The following is a 20,340-nucleotide window of genomic DNA, read 5'->3' on the forward strand; positions in this document are numbered from 1 at the left end:
ATACGTTATGCGCTTATGCAGCGCACAGTCTCGCGAATACAGCCCCCATGTGAGGCAATCTGTACCTTTGAACGCCCCAAACCGTGGCTTTTTTGCATCGCAGCATAGTTAATGGCTGTATTCGCTCATACGTACGTTGAACCTTCAAAAACTTGTCACTAATCCGTCATGCAGCGGGAGTAAGCGACCGCAGGCCGGCCTGCACCAGTGTTTCAGGCCGGGGGCTCATTCGGATCAGGGGAATATCATCATGAATTGGACTACATTCGGTCGCGGCATGGCAGTTTCTGCCATCGCTCTCGGCGTTGCAGGCCTCGCCGCAGCGCAGGTCACAACTTCCAGCATTCGCGGTCAGGTCACTGACAGCAACGGGACAGCCGTTTCCGGCGCCACTGTCACCATCCTGCACGAACCCACCGGTACGGTTGCGGTCACGACGACCTCCAACACCGGCGCGTTCGGTGCGCAAAACCTCCGCGTTGGCGGCCCCTACAGCGTCACCGTGACCGGCCCGGGCTTCGTGCCAAGCCGCGCCCACGACATCTACGCCAACCTTGGCGATGCAACGTCGCTCAGCCTGGTCGTCGACGTCGCAGCTGAAGGCGACGACACGGCCCGCATGGAAACAGTCGTCATCACCGGGTCGGCTGTTTCGGCTGCCCAGGTCGCGTCTGGTCCGTCATCGACCTACAACCTGTCGACGCTGGAAAATGCACCGGCCATGAACCGCGACATCAAGGACATCGTTCGTCTTGATCCCCGCGTTTACGTCGACGAAGCCTTCAACGACTCGATCAGCTGCGCCGGTGCCAACCCGCGCTACAACTCGCTGACGGTCGACGGCGCACGCCTCAACGACAATTTCGGCCTGAACTCCAACGGCTACCCGACCGAGCGTATCCCGTTCTCGTATGACTCGATCGAACAGGTTTCGGTTGAGCTTGCCCCGTTTGACGTCGAGTACGGCCAGTTCACGGCGTGTAACATCAACGCCGTCACCAAGACCGGCGCCAACGAATTCCACGGCGGCGCCTTCTACGACTTCACCAGCGACGGTTTCACTGGCGACAAGGTTGACGGCACGGACGTCGATCTCGGCGATTTCGAAGAAAAGCGTTACGGCTTCAACGTTGGTGGACCGATCATCAAGGACAAGCTGTTCTTCTTCGGTTCGTACGAAAAGTTCGAAGGCGCGAGCATCTTCGGCTTCACGCCGGAAAGCGCTGGTCTCACGCAAGCTGATTACGACCAGATCATCAACATCGCCGAAGGGTATGGCTACATCGCCGGCGGCCTGCCGACATCGATTGCTGTTGAAGACGAAAAGATCTTCGCAAAACTCGACTGGAACATCACCAACAATCACCGCGCCATCCTTACCTATAACTACAATGACGGCTTCAACTTCAGCCCGTCCGACGATGGTTCGAACCGCCTTTCCGATGGTAACCACTATTACGAGCGCGGCGCGAAGCTGCAGAACTACACGGGTGCACTCTACTCTGACTGGACCGAGAACCTGTCGACCGAGTTCCGTGTCACCTACGTTGACCTTGAAAACCGCCAGATCCCTGTCGGCGGTCTCGACAATTTCGGTGAAGTCCAGGTGCGCGTTGGCGGTTCGACCGTCTACCTCGGTGCAGACGACAGCCGTCATGCCAACGAGCTGACCTACGAAACGCTGAACTTCAAAGGCAAAGCCGACTACACGATGGGCAATCACCTGTTCACGGTGGGTGCCGAGCGTGAAGAGTTTGAAGTGTTCAACCTGTTCATCCAGGAAGTTCAGGGCGAATGGGTGTTCGACTCGATTGCAGATTTTGCTGCAGGCGACTTTTCGGATTTCCGTTACGAGAACGCGGCTGGCACGAACAACCAGGATGATGGCGCGGCTGCGTTTTCCTACGCAATCAACACGTTCTACGCGCAGGACGAGTGGCAGGTTAACGACAAGCTGAACATCGTGGCCGGTCTGCGCTACGATACTTACCAGTCTGACGATGCACCTGCATTCAACCAGACTTTCCTCGACACTTACGGTATTCGCAACGACGAAACCATGGACGGCCGCGACCTGCTGCAGCCGCGCCTCGGCTTCAAGTACGAGTTCAGCGACAATGTTGAATTCCACGGCGGTGCCGGCCTCTATTCCGGCGGCAACCCGAACGTCTGGATCGCGAACAATTACTCCAACAATGGTGTGACCCTGTTCGAATGCCGTGAGCGGACCCGCACGAATGACTGCCTGCCAGGCATTGGTGGCGTTGCGCCGAACATTGCTGACTACACCTATGCCGGTGGTGCGGGTCGTCCGTTCATCGACGTGCCGGATGAAGCAGTGGCTGCTGTCGCTGCGGCAACTGGTGGTGGCCCCGTCAACGCCATCGACCCCAACTTCGAAATCCCATCCGAGTGGAAGTTCGCTCTGGGTACGGTTATCGACTTTGACAGTGCGAACCCGATGATCGGCAGCGACTGGCGCATCATGGCCGACATTCTGTATTCCAAGACGAATGAAGCGGCCCTGTCGCAGCCAATCAGCTGGGTCCAGACGGATACGGCACCTGATGGGCGTCCGATCTACGGCACAGGCAACACGAACGACTTCCTGCTGACCAATGCGAAAGAGAAGGGCTCCGCGCTCGTCCTGTCGCTTGGTGTGTCCAAGCAATATGACAACGGCATGGATTGGTCGCTCGGCTACGCCTACACCGATGCCAAGGATGCCAACCCGATGACGTCTTCGGTGGCCTTCTCGAACTTTGTGAACTTCTCGACGGACAATGCATTCCAGCCTGACCTGGGCACGAGCGACTATGAGATTGCTCACCGTTTCACGTTCCAGTTCAACTATGAGAAAGACTTCATCAACAACCTGACGACCCGGGCATCGCTGTTCGGCACGGCCAGCGAAGGTGCGCCATACAGCTACACCTTCGGCTCGAACACCGGCATCTTCTCGCCGCTGTTCAACAATGCCCGCGCACTGGCCTATATCCCGGCAGGTGAAGGTGATGGCCTGATCTCGCCACTGTCGGATCCGGCAGCCGTTGCTGCGCTGAACCAGTACGTCAGCGAGAACAAGGATCTGTGGGACTATCGCGGCGGTGTCGTCGATCGTAACTCGGCTGCTGATGACTGGTGGACGAAGTTCGACCTTCGCCTGTCGCAGGAACTGCCAGGCCTTCGTGAGAATGATCGCACGGAAGCGTTCATCGTTATCGAGAACCTGGGCAACCTGTTGAACGACGAATGGGGCGTCCTGCGCGAGCACGGCTTCCCGGGTAATGCTGATCTCTATGACATCAGCGGTATCGACAACGGCCAGTACGTCATCACGAGCTTCAATGGCGACGCTGACCGTGACCGCATCGTCAACAGCGCGTCGCTGTGGCAGGTTCACTTCGGCGTCAAATACAAGTTCTAGGCCGCTTGCGATCCAGGACGTAGATTGGGGAAGGGCGGCCTGCGATGCGGGCCGCCCTTTTCGTTACCGGAAAGGTATGGCAAGCGCTGCAACCATGATCGAAGCCAAATCCATCCTGCCGCCTGAATGGGCGCCGCAAGCCGCCCTGTGGTGTGGCTGGCCGCGCCTCGCCGAGGAATGGGGCGGTGATCTTGAAGGTGCCCGCGCCGAGATCGCGGCCTTCATCCGCACCGCCGCCGGGTTCGTACCGGTCAAGGTCGCGGTGGGGTCAAGCGAAGCGCTCGCATCGGCGCGTGCCATGCTCGGCGAAACCGCTGAACTGGTCGAGATTCCGACCGGCGATATCTGGCTGAGGGATACAGGCCCCATCTTCACGTCCGGGCCCGAAGGCCGCGAGGCGCAGGCCTTCCGGTTCAACGGGTGGGGCGGCAAGTATGTCATGCCGGGTGATGACCAGACGGCGGCCGCCCTGGCCGGTGTCGAGGGCGTGCCCCTGCACGCCCACGATTTCGTGCTGGAAGGCGGCGCGATCGATGTCGATGGCGAAGGGCGCCTCCTGACAACCCGGCAATGCCTGCTCAATCCGAACCGGAACACCGGCTGGGGCGAGGGCGATGCGGAAGTTGCGTTGTCGGTGGCCTTTGGCGTCAACGAAATCATCTGGCTCGGCGACGGCCTGCTCAACGACCATACTGACGGCCATGTCGACAATGTTGCCCGTTTCATCGCGCCGGGCCATGTGCTGTGCCAGCATCCGACCGGCAAGGAAGATCCGAACGCCGCCATCCTGCTGGCCATCGTCGACCGGTTGCGCACGATGGGCCTGATGGTCTCGACGATCTCCTCGCCGGGCCGGATCGACCTTGGGGATGGTAAGGCCGCGCCGGCCAGCCACATGAATTTCACCATCACCAATGGTGCCGTGATCGTGCCGGTCTATGACGAACGCTTCGGCCTCGTCGCCCTGTCGGAATTGCGTCCGCTTTTCCCGGGGCGCAAGGTGATCGGCCTGCCGGCATTGAACATTCTGCGCGGTGGCGGCAGTTTCCACTGCATGACCCGTGAAATTCCCGCCTGACACCCCATCTGCCACACCCGCCCCCTCACCCTGTCGCCCCCATCCGGACTTCCGCCCATGCCCCGCCCGATCACCCTTGCCGCCATCCAGTTCGCCCCGTCTGACGACGTCCAGGCGAATATTGCCCGGGTTGCCGGCTTCGTGCGCGACGCGGCCGGGCAGGGCGCCGATGTCGTGCTGCCGCCTGAACTCTTCTGCGGGGCGTATTTCTGCAAGACGCAGGACGAAGTGCATTTTGCCCGGGCGCACCCGTGGAAAACGCATCCGGCGGTCGTGCAACTCTCTGAAATCGCTGCAGAACTGGGCGTCGTGATTCCCGTCTCGATCTACGAGAAGGACGGCCCGCACTATTACAATTCACTGGTCATGCTGGATGCTGACGGCAAGGCGCTGGGCGTTTACCGCAAGAGCCATATTCCTGACGGGCCGGGCTACCAGGAGAAATTCTATTTCCGCCCCGGCGACACGGGGTTCCGCGTCTGGGACACCCGGAAGGGCCGCATCGGGGTTGGCATCTGCTGGGACCAGTGGTTCCCGGAAGCCGCGCGGGCCATGGCCCTGATGGGCGCCGACGTCCTGCTGTATCCGACAGCGATTGGCGCCGAACCGCAGGATTCAAGCCTCGATACTGCCGCGCGCTGGCGCCGCGCCATGCTGGGGCACGCGGTATCGAACGTCATTCCGGTGGCTGCCGCCAATCGCATCGGCGATGAAGACGGCCAGGTGTTCTACGGCACCAGCTTTATTGCTGACCAGGCCGGTGAGGTCGTCACCGATCTCGGCCGAACGGAAGAAGGCGTGATCAGCGCGACGTTCGACCTTGAAACGGTCGAGCGGGACCGGGCGGCCTGGGGTTTCTTCCGCGACCGGCGCCCGGACCTGTATACGTCGCTGGCCTAGTCCTGCGACGGGCGCCGCGCGGCATCGAACCAGTCGGTCAACACGGTGCCGGGCACTCTGGACAGGTCACGGTACCATTCCGGCAGGGTCTGCAGGGCATCAGCCGTCTTCCCCCAGCGGCGCAGGTTGGCGCCGGCTGCGGAATGGAATGCCTCGCGCATGCGGGCCTCGTCCATCGGCTGCATGCTGGCAAGCCCTGCGCTGCCGATCATGTTTTTCTGGGCCTTGAGCATCATTTCCAGTGCAGAAGTTGTGAGGGCGAGAGACGCTCGCCACGGTGCGAGCCAGAGTTCCATCATGGGCCTTGATCCTTGTTCCTGTTCAATATGTAGTCCTTTATGTTGCGGTGCACAACAAACCACATGACAGTGCCGTGGAACTGCCCCGTTTCCGCCGTCTGCGAATGCACATATCATTCCGTGATGACCGAGTTCCTGCCGAATAATTTCGTCCCTTCGCCGGCCCGGGGCCGGGTCCTGGTGTTCGATTCCGGGGTTGGCGGCCTGACGGTGGCGGAAGAGATCCGCGCCCTCGGGCCAGCGCTCGGTGTCCATTATGCTGCCGACAGCGCCTTTTTCCCCTATGGCGACAAGTCGGATGAGGCGCTCAGGGAGCGGCTGCCGCGGGTGGCCAAGGCCCTGTGCGACCATGTCCGGCCGGACGTGTTCGTGATCGCCTGCAACACGGCCAGCACGCTGGCCCTGCAGGAGGTTCGGGCTGTGCTCGACATCCCGGTTGTCGGAACGGTGCCGGCGATCAAGCCGGCAGCGGCGTTTACCCAGACGGGCACGATCGGCCTGCTGGCCACGCCTGGAACCATAGGGCGCGCCTATACGGCCCGGCTGATCGCGGAGTTCGCCGGCAGCCGGCGCGTGATCCAGCATGGCAGTATCGAACTGGTCCGCCTGGCCGAGGCCCATGCGCGGGGGGAGGACGTCCCGATTGAGGCGATTGCCGCCGCCCAGGCCCCGCTGTTCGAGGCACCGGGCGGCGACGAGATCGACACGATCGTGCTGGCCTGCACGCATTTCCCGCTGGTGCGCGGCCAGCTTATCGCCAGCGCCCCTCACGCGGTGAGCTATGTCGATTCGGGCGCGGCAATTGCCCGCCAGACCATCCGCGTCCTGCCGCAGGAAACCGAGGCGCGCAGCGTGGGCGGCTCGGCCTATCTCACCAGCCCGCCCGAGGAGGCGCCGGACCTGGCGCTTGTCCTCAGACGTTACGGTTTTCCGGAGGTTCAGTTCGTGGCTTTGGAGCCGATCGCGATCACTTCCGCGCCGACCTTGTTGTAGAGGCTCGGCCACGGCGCATCGTGAACGATGGCTACTTCGCTTTCACCGAACCCGTTGAACCGGCTGGCCATCGCACGGCCATAGGCGCCGATATTGCCGAACTCGATATAGTCGCCTTCGGTGAGCCCTGCAGGCAACCAGACCTTTTCGGGGAACTTGTCGGTCGAATCGCAGGTCGGCCCATAGACCGTGTACTCGGCCATGCCGCGCAGCTTGCGTCCGTCGCCGGTGATGGCCCGCATCGGGAACTGCCAGCGCTCGTGCACGGCGTCATAGAGGGCACCATAGGAGCCATCGTTGAGATAGAGCGAGCCGGGTTTGGCGAGTTCCACGCGCAGCAGAAGGCTTTCCGCTTCCGCGACGAGCGCGCGGCCGGGTTCGCACCACAGGTCGGCGTTTTCGAGAACGAACATGGACTCGAACGACCGCTCGACCATGGCGGCATAGTCTTCCAGCGACGGCGGGGGCGTATCGGCATAGATCGACGGGAATCCGCCACCGACATCCACGATATCGACCGTGACACCAGCCGAAATGATGATGCGCGAGACGTCTGCCATGGCGGTCGCCCAGGCCGATGGTTTCATCGCCTGGCTGCCGACATGGAAGGAGACGCCCAGCTCGTCGGCATAGCGGCGGGCTTCGCGCAGGATTTCCGCAGCGTCATCTTCATTGGCGCCGAACTTGCCGGTCAGCGGCAGGGTCGCGCCGTCATTCGAGACGCCGATACGCACGATGATCGTCAGGTCGCGGGCAAAGCCGGTTTCCTCGAGGATCTTCTGCAATTCGGCATGCGTGTCGGTCACGAAGATGCGCACGCCATACTGGTGGTAGGCGCGCGAAATCGCGCGGCGGTTCTTGACCGGATGCAGGAACGCCATGCGGGCGCCCGGGAAGCGGTTGTAGATCAGCTCGACCTCGTTCTCGGAGGCAACGTCAAAGCTGTTGATGCCTGCGGCCCAGAGGGCGTCGAGCACGTGAACGCCCGGATTTGCCTTGACCGCATAGAACGGCTGGCCCGGAAAGCTTTCGCGGAACCATTTTGCAGCCGTCGTCACCCGGTCGGGGCGGAAGCAGTAGACAGGCATGTCGGGCTCTTGCGAGCGCACAATATTATAGGGGGTAGCATAGGAGTGCATGACACCTAACCTCCAAAGGGCTTTTAACCAGCTTCGGGCGTTAGTGCAGGGGGCCCCCAGTTTAAGGGTTGGCCCAGATGTCCGCCACATCCGTATTCGGAGCGTGAGATATGCGAACATGATCGCGAGTGCAAGTGAAACTTTTGGTCCGGCTGCAAACTGTCGCAAAAATGTTACTTTTCATCCATACCACCGTCATCTGCGAGCCGTATTGCGGGAGACAGATTCCCTGGGAAATGTCCCATGCAACATCGGAGATTCCTTCATGAAGACCGGCATGATCTGCGGTACTATCGGCCTTGCGGCCCTGACGCTTGTCGCCTGTGGCAAGAGCGACCTGTCATCACTCGACACATCGGATGGCGTCGCTGCGGCGCCTGAAATGAGCGGATCGACCCAGAAGATCAAGATCGTGGGGTCTTCCACGGTTTCGCCCTTTGCCACGACCGTGGCCGAGCGCTTTGGTGCGACGTCCGGCTTTTCGACGCCGATTGTCGAAACGACCGGCACTGGCGGCGGCTTCAAGGCCTTTTGCCAGGGCCTCGGCCCTGACCAACCGTCGATTTCCAACGCATCACGCCCGATCAAGGCCAGCGAAACGGCGCTTTGCGCCAGCAACGGCGTCACCGAGATCACGCCGGTCGAAATCGGCTATGACGGGATCGTTGTTGCGAACTCGAAGAACGGGCCGGATTTCGACATCACGAAGACCCAGCTCTACCTCGCGCTGGCAAAGGACATTCCGGATGGCGCCGGTGGCTTCCAGCCCAATCCGTACAAGTCCTGGCACGATGTCGACGCCGGCCTGCCGGATGAACCGATCCAGGTATTCGGCCCGCCGCCCACTTCCGGCACACGCGATGCCTTTGTCGAGCTTGGCATGGAACACGGGGCCGAATCGCTGCCCGCCCTCGACGCGCTGAAGGCGAGCGACAAAAAGGCGTTCCAGGTGCGCGCGCATACGATCCGCACGGACGGCGCCTGGATTGACGCGGGTGAGAACGACACGGCCATCATCCAGCAGCTGGTGAAGTCGCCGACGGCGATTGGTGTGCTCGGCTATTCGTTCCTCGAACAGAATGGCGACCGGGTGAAAGGCGCCCAGCTCGCCGGGGTGCCGGCGACGTTCGAGAACATCGCGTCGGGCGATTATGGCCTGTCGCGCATCATGTATTTCTACGTCAAGGACCAGAACCTGACGCTCGTCCCGGGCCTGATCGACTACATCGAGGCGTTCACGTCGGACAGCGCGTTCGGGCCGGACGGCTATCTCGTCGAGAAGGGACTGATCCCGCTGACGGATGAAGACCGGGACGCCCAGCGTGCGGTTGCCGAAAGCCTGAAGGCGGCGGCGTCGAACTAGGCATGCCCCTTGACCTTGTCGGGAAGGCGCTTGTGCAATGTCCCGGCAAGGTCTTCGAGTTCTGCCTCGGTCATTGAATCATACATGTGTCGGGCCGCGCCGGTCAGGTCCTTGCGGTCCTGTTCGCCGCGTTTGGCGGCAAGCGCGGCGCCAGCGGCCTTCTGTTGGGCTTTTGAGCGTGCGGGCATCGGTCTTTCCTCCTTTCCAGTGCCTGTGATTTCCCTACGCACGAGGCGCCCGGAAGTTCTCAGGGTGAGGTGGAAACCTGCCTCTAGAGGCCTTCGATCGGCGGGCGCTTGCGCCGGCGCAGGCGGATCTTCTGCCAGAAGCGGCGCCGGGCAGGGGCCGGCAGAGGCTGGAGGTTTTCGATGAACGCCTCGGCGCAGGCTTTCCAGCTATAGGTCTCGGCAAAGGTCCGGCAGGTCTTGCGGTCGAGTGACAGGCAGTCGATGGCACCTTTCGCAAGGTCGCCTCCGACCGGCGTGATCGTGCCGGCGCCCGAACCCGGTATCACGTCGCGCGGGCCGGTCGCGTCGAAGGCGGCGACCGGGATGCCGGATGCCATGGCCTCGAGCACGACGAGGCCGAACGTGTCGGTCAGGCTCGGGAAGACAAAGACGTCGGCGCTGGCATAGACCGCTGCCAGGTCCTCACCAAACCGGCTGCCAAGAAAGGTGACGTTCGGATAGTTGCGCTTCAGTTCTTCCAGTTGCGGGCCGTCGCCGACAATCACTTTCGATCCCGGCAGGTCGAGTTCGGCAAAGGATTCGATGTTCTTTTCGACGGAGACGCGGCCGACATTCAGGAAGATCGGGCGCGCCAGTCCCTTGAACGGGTCTTTTTCTTCTCCTTCCGGGACACGGCGGCTCGGATTGAACATTTCGGTATCGACGCCGCGCGTCCATGCGACCAGATTGATGAAATGGCGGGCCCGCAATTCCTCGACCATCGAGGGGGTCGGTACCATGACCTTGCCGGAGTATTTGTGGAACCAATGGACAAACGAATATCCAACCGACGTCGGAATGGGCAGGCGCGCAGACACATATTCCGGAAACCGCGTGTGGTAGGCCGTCGAAAACGGGTGCTTGACGGTCAGGCACATCGCCCGGCCGGCCATGCCGAGCGTGCCTTCAGTGGCGATATGGATGGCATCCGGCTCGAACTCGCGAAAGCGCTCCTCGATCTTCTTGCGGGCGAACAGGGCCAGCTTGATCTCGGGATAGGTGGGCAGCGGCACCGTGCGGAAGCCGTCGCCGGGATGCACGATCTCCCAGATGTGGCCCATTGCCTCGGATTCCTCGATGACGCGCTTCATCGTGCGCACGACGCCATTTACCTGAGGGTCCCAGGCGTCTGTGACGAGCATGATGCGCATGAGTGTTCCTTGAGGCCATTGGCGGGTCGCGGCGCAATGTGGCCGGGTTGTGCGCATGCGTAAAGGGGCGGAACAACTGCAAACTTCCTCGCGTTACAGAATGGACCGCGATATATCTATGCCAACAAACCCGAATATGACGGCAGGATTTTCCCTGCCATGGCGCCCATCCTTCAAACCTTCAGATGACCGGACCCTGCATGCCTGACTCGATTCCCCCCATTTCCATCGATTGGGACACCCTGGACGACGAGAAATTTGTCGATGAGGAGGCCTTGCTTGAAGGCATCCTGAACGCGGCGCCGTTGAGCGAGGGCGCGCGTCACACGGCCGTGCGGCGTGGCCGCGAACTGGTCGAGATCGCCCGGTCACGTGGCCGCAAGAAGGGCGTGATGGAGAGTTTCCTCGAGGAATTCGGACTGTCGAACTCCGAAGGCCTTGCGCTGATGTGCCTCGCCGAGGCGCTGCTGCGCGTGCCGGATGCTGATACGCGGGACGACCTGATCGCGGAAAAGATCCGGTCGGGCGACTGGTCCTCGCATCTCGGCCAGTCCGAGAGCTGGCTGGTGAATGCCTCGACCTGGGGGCTGATGCTGACCGGGCACGTGATCGGAGTGCCGAACTCCCTTTCCAAGGGGCCGGCCAATTTCGTCTCCGGCCTGATCCGCGAGAGCGGCGAGCCGGTGATCCGGGCCGCGATGATGCAAGCCATGCGGATCATGGGCGAGCAGTTCGTCCTAGGGCGCACCGTCAAGGAAGCGCTGAAGCGCGGCCGCCGGATGGTGAAGCTCGGCGAAGCTGCGCATTTCAGCTTCGACATGCTCGGCGAGGGCGCCCGCACCAGCGCAGATGCAGCGCGCTACCTGAAAGCCTATGAACTGGCGATCGATGCCGTTGCCGTCGACAAGGACAGGGCCCTTGCGCCGGAAGCGGCGAATGGCGTGTCGGTCAAGCTGTCGGCGATCCATCCGCGCTTCGAGGCCGTCAATGAAGCCCGCGTCATGGCCGAGCTTTATCCCCAGCTCCTGTCGCTGTGCGAAAAGGCGGCCGCGGCCAATATCCATCTCTGCCTCGATGCCGAAGAAGCGGACCGCCTGGTCATCAGCCTGAAACTGTTCGAACGCCTGGCGCGCGAACCGTCGCTGAAGGGCTGGGCCGGCCTCGGCCTGGCCATCCAGGCCTACCAGAAGCGCACATTGTCGGTGATCGCCAACCTGACCCGGCTGGCTGAGGATACGGGCCAGCGTTTCATGGTGCGGCTGGTCAAGGGCGCCTACTGGGACAGCGAGATCAAGCACGCCCAGGTCGAAGGCTATGCGAACTTCCCTGTCTTCACCACGAAGCAGGGGACAGACCTGCACTATATCGCGTGTGCCAAGGAGATGCTGGCGGCCTCGCCCGCGATCTATCCGCAATTTGCCACACACAATGCCCACACCCTGTCGGCGATCGACATTCTCGCTGAAGAGGCTGGCGTGACGGCGTACGAGTTCCAGCGCCTGCACGGCATGGGAGAGGCGCTGTATGATGCTGCCGAAGCCGGCCGCCGGGTGCGCGTCTACGCACCGGTCGGCGCGCACAAGGACCTTTTGCCCTATCTCGTTCGCCGCCTGCTGGAGAATGGCGCGAATGCCAGCTTCGTGCACTCCTTCCTCGACCCGGACGTGCCGGTCGAGGATGTCGTCGACGATCCGATCATCAAGGTGGAGGTCGGTCCGCGCCGGCATCCCGGCATTCCGACGCCGCCCCGCATCTATGGGCCGGAGCGTCGCAACTCCCAGGGGCTCGACCTCAGCCAGGCCAGTGTGCGCAAGGCCATGGCTGCCTCGCTCAAATCCTTCCGCGACAGCCCGGCGATTGCGGCCGGCGCGATCGTGTCCGGCAAGCCGGACGCCAATGGCGGAGACCTCGTGCGCGTGCCGTTCGACACGGAGACCGTGCTCGGTGCCTGCAAGGAAGCGAGCGAAGCCTCGATCAATGCGGCGATGGAGGCCGCCACGCGCTTCCAGCCCAAGTGGGATGCGCTGGGCGGCGCAGAGCGCGCCGATCACCTGCGCGCGATGGCCGATATTCTTGAAGAGCACGCATCGCGCCTGATCGTCCTGATGGCGCGCGAAGCGGGCAAGACACTGGCCGACGGCGTCGCTGAAGTGCGTGAAGCTGTCGACTTCTGCCGCTATTACGCGGCGCAGGCAGAGCTCGATTTTGCCGGCCCTGTCCGCTTGCCGGGACCGACGGGCGAGACCAACCACCTGTCACTGCACGGGCGCGGCGTGTTCTGCTGCATCAGTCCGTGGAACTTCCCGCTGGCCATTTTCACCGGACAGATCGCTGCCGCCCTTGCGGCCGGCAACACGGTCGTTGCCAAGCCGGCCGAGCAGACGCCGCTGATTGCGTTCGAGGCGGTCCGCCTGTTCCAGCGCGCGGGACTTCCGGTGGATGCACTTCACCTCCTGCCGGGCCGGGGCGAGACGGTTGGCGCAGCGCTGACGTCGGACCTGCGCGTGTCTGGCGTCTGCTTTACCGGTGGCACGACGACGGCGCGGCTGATCAATCGCACACTTGCCGGCCGCGACGGGCCGATCATTCCGTTCATCGCGGAGACGGGCGGCCTGAACGGCATGTTCGTGGACACGACGGCGCTGCGCGAGCAGGTGATCGACGACATGATCGTGTCGGCCTTCGGGTCTGCGGGCCAGCGCTGTTCGGCGCTGCGCCTGGCCTTCATTCCGAAGTCCACGGCGAACGGCCTTATCGAGGGCCTGATCGGCGCAATGAATGAATTGAAGCTTGGCAACCCGGCCGAGGCCGACACGGATGTCGGCCCGGTGATCGATACCGACTCGCGCGAATTGCTGAGGGCGCACCTCGAAAGGATGAAGACCGAGGCCAAGCTGCTGCACCAGGTCGATGCCGGGAAGATCGGCGAGGACGGCTACGGGTTCGGGCCGGCGCTGGTGGAACTGTCATCGCTGGACCAGATCAGCGAAGAGAATTTCGGGCCCATCCTTCATATCGTTCGGTATGATCCGGACAATGTTGCCAAGGTGGGCAAGGCATTGGCGGCCAAGGGCTACGGCCTGACGCTGGGCGTGCATTCGCGCCTTGAATCCTTCCATGCGAAAGTCATCGCGGCCTGTCCGGTTGGCAATACATATGTGAACCGGTCGATGACCGGGGCGGTTGTCGGCGTGCAGCCGTTCGGCGGGGAAGGGCTGTCCGGCACAGGGCCGAAAGCGGGCGGGCCGCACTATCTCCATCGTTTTGCCTCGGAGCGCGTGGTAACGGTAAATATCACGGCGCAGGGCGGGGATGCCGAACTGCTGAGCCTTTGAGGAGATTGTCCATGCTGAAACTGGCCTGCTGCGCCGCAATCGGTGCGCTGACGCTTGGCGCCTGTAGCGGAAAGACCGAACCGGCCGCGCCGGCCGCACCTGACGCGCCAGCGACGAATGTGGCGGCGACCGGCGGCGCGGAGACTGTCGTCGCGCCACCAGAGGTGCCTGTTGTCCAGCCGGGGCCGGCGCATGAGATTTCGGTCAAGACCGACAGTTTCACCGGCTCGTCGGTGATCGACGACCGCCTGTTCGAGATCGCCCCGAAGATCGCGGCTGACCTGGCCTATGATTCCAGGGTGCGGATCGACGCGATGGATAATGACGCGACCACCTACAAGCTTGAGGATCCGGCATATTTCACGCCCTTCAGCCTCACCATCAAATGGTCGCTGGTGGCCGAAGCCGGCGACCTGATCAGTATTGAAGGCTTTACAGGCGCCTATTCCGGCGGCGCGCACGGGAACTATTATACGGATGCACGCATCCATGACGTGACGACCGGGCGCGAGCTGACATTGCGGGACCTGCTGACGGATCCGGTTGCGACGGTCAGCGCAAACCTGCCGCTGATCTATGCCGACATTGCCGACAAGCGGGTGGCGGCTGCGGGTGACGCGAAATCGCGGGAGGTGTTCCGGGCCGAATCAGCGGACGCCATTTCCGACAACAGCATTCTCGACGGCGAGGTCGGCCTGGCGGCGTCAACCGAGGCCGGCAAGTTCGGCGGCTATACCGTGCATTTTGCGCCTTACGAGATCGGCTCGTTTGCTGAAGGCGCCTATCGTATCACCGTGCCGCAGGCGGCCTTCCATGACGGACTGAAGCCCGAATACCGGGACCTGTTCGCCGGTGAGCCGGTCGATCCTGAGAATTAGGGCCTGGCCGGCGCAGGGCCGGAAAACGAATTCAGCGGACGCTGATGGCTTGATCCAGCGCCTGCGGCGCCTGTGAGGGCGCTTCGCATTCGAGGACGGGTTTTCAGAGGTGGGCCGGGGTCAGGTGTCGGGGATGGGGCCGATCCGGACCAGCCTTGCGCTTGGGCCTGCTGCGGGGCAATCGCAATGTGATTGCTGATCCCTTCGCAGCCTCGGCGCGCGCCGAAGGCATGGGGGAGGGGTGGTATCCGTGAGGGCCAGCCGCAGCCTGCTCGACACAGGTGCACGGAAACAGCCCGAACGCTGCACGGACATGTCGTCAGACAGACGAATGAGCACGACACGCCCGTTCCGCATCACGCCCCACAGCATCTGCGCCCCGGGATGCCCTGCCGCGCGGAACCACTTCTTCAAACGCTGGATGCGCCAGAAGATCAGCGGCCAGAGCGGCAGCAGGTACCAGGGCAGCCCCTGCATGGGGGTGAGGAGGGAGAAGGGTGGCATCGGCGCATTATACGCCGGACGCCAAAGGGGTTGGATAGGCAGGGAGCCAGACGGGCCGTTGCGGCTCAGGCGGGGTTGAGGCCGAGATAGATCGTCTGCGTGTGATTCTTGTCCTGCAGGGGATTGTAGAACGTGACCGGTTCGGCCGAGGCGCTCGCAAAGACGCCTGACAGGCGCTGCACGAAGGCCTCGTCCGGCACGACATCCGACCAGAGGCCCATGATGCCGCCCGGCTTCAGGTGCGTGCGCAGTTTCCGCAGGCCCGCCTCGCTGTAGAAGTGGCCGCTGCGCGCATCGAGCAGCCAGTCGGGCGTGTGATCAATGTCGATCAGGATGGCGTCGAACTGGCGGCCCGGCTGGGCGGCGTCAAAGCCGGTATCGGACTGGGCGAGGGCGAAGAAATCATCGCGCACGATCTGGCAGCGATCATCGGCGCTGAGTGGCGGGTCGAGCGGCACCAGGCCGGCATCGTGCCAGTCGGCCACGGCGTCCAGCATCTCGACGACGCGCAGCGAGGCAACGCGCGGATATTCCAGCACCGCGCCGGCGGTGTAGCCGAGGCCGAGGCCGCCGACGACGACATCCCATTTTTCATCCGAGCCGGGACTGAGGCTGGCCAGCCTGTCGAGGCCGAGGCGGGCGAGGGCGATTTCCGACACGGTGAAGATGTTCGACATCAGGTGCTCGTCGCCGAGGATGATCTCGAACACGTCCACTTTCAGCAGGGGGTGGAAGCGCCGCCGCAGGCTGATCGGCCCGATCGGCGTGTCGCGATAGTCGAGTTCTTCAAACAGGCGGCTCATGCGGCGACGTCCTTGCGTTGTAGCATCCTCCCTAGCGGGTTCGAGCGGCGGGGCATAGGCGGCTGGCCAAGCGGTCGCTTACAATGTCTGTTTGATCCTGAAAGCGGACATTGGGCGGTACGATTTCAATGTTAGAAAATCGCCAAAGATGGTCATACGATATCCAAATTCGGACGGCTGCTTCCGGCGTCAAAGCTGAAACTGGCGAGAGGGTTTAAATGCAACTAATTGTCGTCACGCGATTGCAAGAGTTGCCTCGATATCGACGACGGCTCACGGATTAGAACCATCGTCGGAGTTCCAAGCTTAATTGACTAAAGTGATCATCTCACCAACAGTAAGCTGGCAATGCTTGGGTGGGGAATAATATGGGTGAAGTACCTACTTCGCGTCCGATTGGCTTTTGGGGTATTTGGGCGCTGACAGTCGGCGCGATGGTCGGCTCGGGCATATTCTTGTTGCCGGCGGTACTGGCACCATTTGGTGTTTATGCGCTTGCAGGTTGGCTCGTAACCGGGGCCGGGGCGATGTGTATTGCCGTGGTAATCGGCAAGCTCGCGGTAAGATCTCCGCGATCTGGCGGACCTGCAGTTTTCGTAAAAGATGCATTTGGCCGCTTTGCTGGATTCATGGCAGGGTGGAGCCTATGGGTTTCGTTTGTTATCGCAGTGCCAGCCATTGCAATGGCCTTTGTCGGATACGCAGGAAGCCTGTACCCTGACTTATCAAACAACAATTTTGCACAAATGGCGGTTGGACTCGTTGTCATTTGGAGTCTGACTTTTATTGCCTTGAAAGGCGTTAAAGAAGCTGCGCTCGCGACCATCGTTTTAACAATGTTGAAGCTGCTGCCACTCATTTTTGTAATTGGTCTAGCGATTGTTGTCGGTTCGCCAAAAGAGCTTTTAGCATTGGACGTTCCTGAGACCAGTTTCTTCCCTTCTTTGGCGGCAACGGCTCTGCTCACAATGTGGGCATTTCTTGGGCTGGAGGCAGGTGTTGTTTCAACTGATGCTGTGGCCGATCCTCAAAGAACACTACCACGTGCCGTCTCTCTCGGCGTTTTGACTGTCATGAGTATATATGTGCTCATCACGCTCGCCACTATGGTGCTGGTTCCGCAAAATATTCTGATGAATTCCGAAGCCCCCCTGGTTGATGCCACTCGGTCGCTTGGCCGTGCTGGCTTCACAATTGTCGCTGTGGGGGCCTTGGTTTCGACGGCGGGAGCGTTGCTCGCAGCCCTGTTCGTCATTGGCCACCTCGCGTTTGGCATGGCCCAAGACGGTATCGCCCCGCAATTTTTTGCCCGACAGCGACCTGGGGGCGCGCCTGCAGCTGCGCTTGTCGTGGGCGCGTCGATTGGGTCGGTGCTCGTGTTGTTAAACGCAACGGAAGGACTCCTTGGAGCCTTTACTTTCCTGCTGATGATGTCCACGGCCACCGCGTTATTGCCGTATTTTCTTTGTGCATTGGCGGAACTCAAACACTCTTGGGGATCATCACGAGGATGGATCACGCTCGCCTTTGTTAGTGCAATGTATTCGTTTTTCGCCTTAGTGGGATCAGGCTTTGTTGTGCTGATGTGGGGCGGGATACTGTTGTGCGCTGGCATACCTGTATATTGGCTAGCCGACCGAGAACAAAAGGTGATGGCGATTGCTCACGAATGACATAGTAAATAATGTCCGCTCATGACCCGAAGCAGAAGCAAATCAGACGCTCGCAATAGGAGTAACGACCGGCGACAATGGGCCAAATGCGGACCTTGGGCATCTGTGAACTGGATGTCTCCTTTTGAGCCCAAACCGGACATCGCAGTATTGTAGACTACTGCCGCTTTCTGGCGAGTTCCCGCGTTTGAGAGCGGCCAATCGATCCTGCCCCGCGTCAGTCTCCGCCGACCATGAAATGGGCCATCAGTATGGTGACGGGTTTTGACTTCTCGTCCTGCCAGGCAACGGCCTGGACCGAGCACATGCGCCGGCCCATCTTGGTGATGGTGGCGCGGGCGTAGAGATGCTTCGCGTGGGCCTGTCGCAGGTAGTCGATGGTCAGGTTGATCGGGCGCGGCGGGCGCGTCAGGTGTTCGGTGACGAGGAAGACCTGTGCCATGGCGGTGATCTCGAGGAAGGCGCCAATGGCGCCGCCATGGATGGCGCGGATGGCGACATTGCCGATCAGCTTGTCCTGGAAGGGCAGGACGGCGGTCATCTCGTCGCCCATGACTTCGCAATGCATGCCGAGTTCCTGCGCGAACGGCGTGCGCGCGATGAAAGCGGCCACTTCATCTGCCCGGCTTGGGGGGGTGTCACTCGGCATCGGAGGCTCCCATCGTGGAGGGCGCGCGCGGCTTGGTGATGGCGAAGGCACCGGCAGCGGTGGCGATCACCTTGTCGCGGGTTTCGTGGAAGGCCCAGGCGCGGGTGAAGCAGATCGAGCGGGTGACGTGATAGCACTCGGCCTCGCCGAGAATGTCGCGGCGCGGCTCGGCCGGGCGCATATAGTCGATGCGCAGGTCGAGCGTTGCGACATAGCGCAGCTGCTCCATCGCCGAGCCGGCGGCCGTGCCGCAGAGATTGTCGAGGAAGGCGGTCAGCACGCCGCCATGGATGACGCCGGTGTCGGGGTCGCCGACGAGGCGCTCCTTCCAGGGCTGGACGCCCCAGACATGGCCCTTTTCCACCCTGGTCATGCGGAAGCCGAGACGGCGGCCCCAGGGGATGACACCGGAGATCATGTCGAGGTTTTCCTGCATCAGGCGAAGCGGCAGGACACCGCTTTCGGGGGCTGACGTCGGGTCATCGCTCATGTGCTGGCCTCTTCGTTTGACGTTCCGGTCGCCCCGGATAACATCTGGTCAGGAGCGTGGGAACACATCACGCAAGGGAGGACACTGCAAATGGCATTTGATGGCAGCAGCAAACCGAAAACGTGCATCATTGGCGCGGGATGCTCGGGATTCACCATGGCCAAACGCCTGAAGGATCATGGCCTGCCTTATGACTGTTTCGAGATGTCGGACGATATCGGGGGCAACTGGTACTACAAGAACCCCAACGGCACCTCGTCCTGCTACCAGAGCCTGCATATCGACACGTCGAAATGGCGCCTCGCCTTCGAGGACTATCCCGTGCCCGAGGACTGGCCGGATTTTCCTCACCATGCCCAGCTGCTGCAGTACTTCCATGATTACGTGGACCATTTCGGCCTGCGCGAGACGATCACGTTCGGCACGGCGGTGACCGATTGCGAGAGCCTGACGGGCGGGCGCTGGAAGGTGACGCTGTCGACCGGCGAAGCGCGTGAGTACGATGCGCTGGTGGTGGCGAACGGCCATCACTGGGACGCGCGGATGCCGAGCTATCCCGGGCATTTCGATGGTTACCAGGTGCACTCGCACCACTATCGCGATCCGTTCGAACCGTATGATTTCCGGGGCCGGAACGTGATGATTGTCGGCGCCGGCAATTCGGCGATGGACATATCCTCGGAACTGTCACAGCGGCCGATCGCCGACAAGCTGTTCATCTCGATGCGGCGCGGTGTCTGGGTGCTGCCGAAATATATCGATGGCCGGCCCGCCGACAAGGCGGCGCTGCCGGCCTGGATGCCGGCGAAACTGGGCCGCAAGCTGGCCCGCGCGAAGATCAAGAAGACGATCGGCATGATGGAGGATTACGGCCTGCCCAAGCCCGACCATGAGCCGCTGGACGGGCATCCGTCGGTGTCGGGCGAATTCCTGACGCGGGTGGGGTGCGGCGATATCTGCCCGAAGCCGGGGATCGAGCGTCTCGACGGCGACGGCGTCGTGTTCACCGACGGCAGCCGGGAACAGGTCGACGCGATCGTCTGGGCGACCGGCTATAATGTGACCTTCCCGTTCCTGAAGCAGGCGGACCTGACGCCGCAGGAGAATACGTTCCCGCTGTTCAAGCGCATGGTGAAGCCGGGCCGGGAGACCTTGTTCTTCCTCGGCCTGGCGCAGCCCCTGCCGACGCTGGTGAATTTTGCCGAACAGCAATCCAAGCTGGTCGCCGCGGCGCTGACCGGCGCCTATGCCTTTCCCGATGCAGCCGAGATGGAGCGGGTGACGATGGCGGACGAAGCCGAGCACCTTGGCCATTTCTATGACAGTCCGCGCCACCGGATGCAGGTGGATTTCGGCGTCTATGTCGCGGATTTGCTGAAGGAAATAAAGCGGGGCGAAAAACGCGCGTCCGTGGTTGCCTGATATTAACGC

16 protein-coding genes are annotated in these 20,340 nt (G+C 62.0%); 9 read left to right on the forward strand and 7 right to left on the reverse strand.

Annotated features, from left to right (window positions below; all coding sequences use genetic code 11):
- Positions 1–250 precede the first annotated feature (250 nt).
- From HJO_RS12470 to aguB, 3 genes are all read left to right on the forward strand, one after another.
- On the forward strand, positions 251–3,427 hold the full coding sequence (locus tag HJO_RS12470; protein WP_051618565.1) for a TonB-dependent receptor: 3,177 nt from the start codon (positions 251–253) through the stop codon (positions 3,425–3,427).
- A 94-nt stretch (positions 3,428–3,521) separates the two neighbouring features.
- The gene (locus HJO_RS12475; protein ID WP_035617716.1) at positions 3,522–4,505 is read left to right on the forward strand and encodes an agmatine deiminase family protein; all 984 of its coding nucleotides are present in this window, start codon (positions 3,522–3,524) and stop codon (positions 4,503–4,505) included.
- A 57-nt stretch (positions 4,506–4,562) separates the two neighbouring features.
- Positions 4,563–5,405, forward strand: coding sequence for an N-carbamoylputrescine amidase (gene aguB / locus HJO_RS12480; RefSeq protein WP_035617359.1), 843 nt, complete (start codon positions 4,563–4,565; stop codon positions 5,403–5,405).
- Here the strand turns inward: aguB and HJO_RS12485 are convergent.
- On the reverse strand, positions 5,402–5,704 hold the full coding sequence (locus HJO_RS12485) for a hypothetical protein (protein ID WP_035617360.1): 303 nt from the start codon (positions 5,702–5,704) through the stop codon (positions 5,402–5,404). The two genes, aguB and HJO_RS12485, sit on opposite strands and share 4 nt — an antisense overlap.
- Positions 5,705–5,827: 123 nt before the next feature.
- On the opposite strand from HJO_RS12485, the gene murI reads away from it, so the two are divergent.
- Positions 5,828–6,697 carry a glutamate racemase gene (murI, locus tag HJO_RS12490; RefSeq protein WP_035617366.1) on the forward strand — a complete coding sequence of 290 codons (870 nt, stop codon included), beginning with the start codon at positions 5,828–5,830 and terminating at the stop codon, positions 6,695–6,697.
- Here murI and HJO_RS12495 read toward each other — a convergent pair.
- Positions 6,643–7,785 carry a type III PLP-dependent enzyme gene (locus tag HJO_RS12495; RefSeq protein ID WP_241764740.1) on the reverse strand — a complete coding sequence of 381 codons (1,143 nt, stop codon included), beginning with the start codon at positions 7,783–7,785 and terminating at the stop codon, positions 6,643–6,645. The two genes, murI and HJO_RS12495, sit on opposite strands and share 55 nt — an antisense overlap.
- A 316-nt stretch (positions 7,786–8,101) precedes the next feature.
- On the opposite strand from HJO_RS12495, the gene HJO_RS12500 reads away from it, so the two are divergent.
- A complete protein-coding gene (locus HJO_RS12500; protein WP_051618566.1) occupies positions 8,102–9,199 on the forward strand; it encodes a substrate-binding domain-containing protein in 1,098 nt (365 codons plus the stop codon).
- Here HJO_RS12500 and HJO_RS12505 read toward each other — a convergent pair.
- The gene (locus tag HJO_RS12505) at positions 9,196–9,387 is read right to left on the reverse strand and encodes a DUF3008 family protein (RefSeq protein WP_035617368.1); all 192 of its coding nucleotides are present in this window, start codon (positions 9,385–9,387) and stop codon (positions 9,196–9,198) included. The genes HJO_RS12500 and HJO_RS12505 overlap by 4 nt on opposite strands.
- 83 nt (positions 9,388–9,470) lie before the next feature.
- Positions 9,471–10,577: a glycosyltransferase family 4 protein gene (locus tag HJO_RS12510; RefSeq protein WP_035617369.1), complete on the reverse strand. Its 1,107-nt coding sequence runs from the start codon at positions 10,575–10,577 to the stop codon at positions 9,471–9,473.
- 200 nt (positions 10,578–10,777) lie between these two features.
- On the opposite strand from HJO_RS12510, the gene putA reads away from it, so the two are divergent.
- On the forward strand, positions 10,778–13,912 hold the full coding sequence (gene putA, locus HJO_RS12515; RefSeq protein ID WP_035617720.1) for a bifunctional proline dehydrogenase/L-glutamate gamma-semialdehyde dehydrogenase PutA: 3,135 nt from the start codon (positions 10,778–10,780) through the stop codon (positions 13,910–13,912).
- 11 nt (positions 13,913–13,923) lie between these two features.
- Positions 13,924–14,790: a DUF3298 and DUF4163 domain-containing protein gene (locus HJO_RS12520; protein WP_035617370.1), complete on the forward strand. Its 867-nt coding sequence runs from the start codon at positions 13,924–13,926 to the stop codon at positions 14,788–14,790.
- A 569-nt stretch (positions 14,791–15,359) separates the two neighbouring features.
- On the opposite strand, the gene HJO_RS12530 is transcribed toward HJO_RS12520, so the two are convergent.
- Positions 15,360–16,097: a polyamine aminopropyltransferase gene (locus HJO_RS12530; protein ID WP_035617375.1), complete on the reverse strand. Its 738-nt coding sequence runs from the start codon at positions 16,095–16,097 to the stop codon at positions 15,360–15,362.
- Positions 16,098–16,465: 368 nt separating this feature from the next.
- Between HJO_RS12530 and HJO_RS12535 the strand changes: the two genes are divergently transcribed.
- Positions 16,466–17,770 carry an APC family permease gene (locus HJO_RS12535; RefSeq protein ID WP_084141972.1) on the forward strand — a complete coding sequence of 435 codons (1,305 nt, stop codon included), beginning with the start codon at positions 16,466–16,468 and terminating at the stop codon, positions 17,768–17,770.
- A 217-nt stretch (positions 17,771–17,987) separates the two neighbouring features.
- On the opposite strand, the gene HJO_RS12540 is transcribed toward HJO_RS12535, so the two are convergent.
- Together HJO_RS12540 and HJO_RS12545 are read right to left on the reverse strand one after the other, a co-directional pair.
- On the reverse strand, positions 17,988–18,419 hold the full coding sequence (locus tag HJO_RS12540; RefSeq protein ID WP_051618567.1) for a PaaI family thioesterase: 432 nt from the start codon (positions 18,417–18,419) through the stop codon (positions 17,988–17,990).
- Positions 18,409–18,909, reverse strand: coding sequence for a PaaI family thioesterase (locus HJO_RS12545; RefSeq protein WP_051618568.1), 501 nt, complete (start codon positions 18,907–18,909; stop codon positions 18,409–18,411). The genes HJO_RS12540 and HJO_RS12545 overlap by 11 nt, the downstream gene beginning before the upstream one ends.
- A 90-nt stretch (positions 18,910–18,999) precedes the next feature.
- Between HJO_RS12545 and HJO_RS12550 the strand changes: the two genes are divergently transcribed.
- A complete protein-coding gene (locus tag HJO_RS12550) occupies positions 19,000–20,331 on the forward strand; it encodes a flavin-containing monooxygenase (RefSeq protein ID WP_035617380.1) in 1,332 nt (443 codons plus the stop codon).
- Positions 20,332–20,340: the final 9 nt, after the last annotated feature.

It is taken from the genome of Hyphomonas johnsonii MHS-2 (assembly GCF_000685275.1).
GTDB classification, from domain to species: Bacteria; Pseudomonadota; Alphaproteobacteria; order Caulobacterales; family Hyphomonadaceae; genus Hyphomonas; species Hyphomonas johnsonii.

What these genes read in the sequence shown, in the direction of transcription:
- HJO_RS12485 (WP_035617360.1), bottom strand. Translation starts at nt 5,704, where the DNA reads ATGATGGAACTCTGGCTCGCACCGTGGCGAGCGTCTCTCGCCCTCACA.
- HJO_RS12545 (WP_051618568.1), bottom strand. Translation starts at nt 18,909, where the DNA reads ATGAGCGATGACCCGACGTCAGCCCCCGAAAGCGGTGTCCTGCCGCTT.
- HJO_RS12470 (WP_051618565.1), top strand. Translation starts at nt 251, where the DNA reads ATGAATTGGACTACATTCGGTCGCGGCATGGCAGTTTCTGCCATCGCT.
- HJO_RS12540 (WP_051618567.1), bottom strand. Translation starts at nt 18,419, where the DNA reads ATGCCGAGTGACACCCCCCCAAGCCGGGCAGATGAAGTGGCCGCTTTC.
- HJO_RS12505 (WP_035617368.1), bottom strand. Translation starts at nt 9,387, where the DNA reads ATGCCCGCACGCTCAAAAGCCCAACAGAAGGCCGCTGGCGCCGCGCTT.
- aguB (WP_035617359.1), top strand. Translation starts at nt 4,563, where the DNA reads ATGCCCCGCCCGATCACCCTTGCCGCCATCCAGTTCGCCCCGTCTGAC.
- HJO_RS12520 (WP_035617370.1), top strand. Translation starts at nt 13,924, where the DNA reads ATGCTGAAACTGGCCTGCTGCGCCGCAATCGGTGCGCTGACGCTTGGC.
- HJO_RS12510 (WP_035617369.1), bottom strand. Translation starts at nt 10,577, where the DNA reads ATGCGCATCATGCTCGTCACAGACGCCTGGGACCCTCAGGTAAATGGC.
- HJO_RS12475 (WP_035617716.1), top strand. Translation starts at nt 3,522, where the DNA reads ATGATCGAAGCCAAATCCATCCTGCCGCCTGAATGGGCGCCGCAAGCC.
- HJO_RS12550 (WP_035617380.1), top strand. Translation starts at nt 19,000, where the DNA reads ATGGCATTTGATGGCAGCAGCAAACCGAAAACGTGCATCATTGGCGCG.
- HJO_RS12530 (WP_035617375.1), bottom strand. Translation starts at nt 16,097, where the DNA reads ATGAGCCGCCTGTTTGAAGAACTCGACTATCGCGACACGCCGATCGGG.
- putA (WP_035617720.1), top strand. Translation starts at nt 10,778, where the DNA reads ATGCCTGACTCGATTCCCCCCATTTCCATCGATTGGGACACCCTGGAC.
- HJO_RS12495 (WP_241764740.1), bottom strand. Translation starts at nt 7,785, where the DNA reads ATGCCTGTCTACTGCTTCCGCCCCGACCGGGTGACGACGGCTGCAAAA.
- murI (WP_035617366.1), top strand. Translation starts at nt 5,828, where the DNA reads ATGACCGAGTTCCTGCCGAATAATTTCGTCCCTTCGCCGGCCCGGGGC.
- HJO_RS12535 (WP_084141972.1), top strand. Translation starts at nt 16,466, where the DNA reads ATGGGTGAAGTACCTACTTCGCGTCCGATTGGCTTTTGGGGTATTTGG.
- HJO_RS12500 (WP_051618566.1), top strand. Translation starts at nt 8,102, where the DNA reads ATGAAGACCGGCATGATCTGCGGTACTATCGGCCTTGCGGCCCTGACG.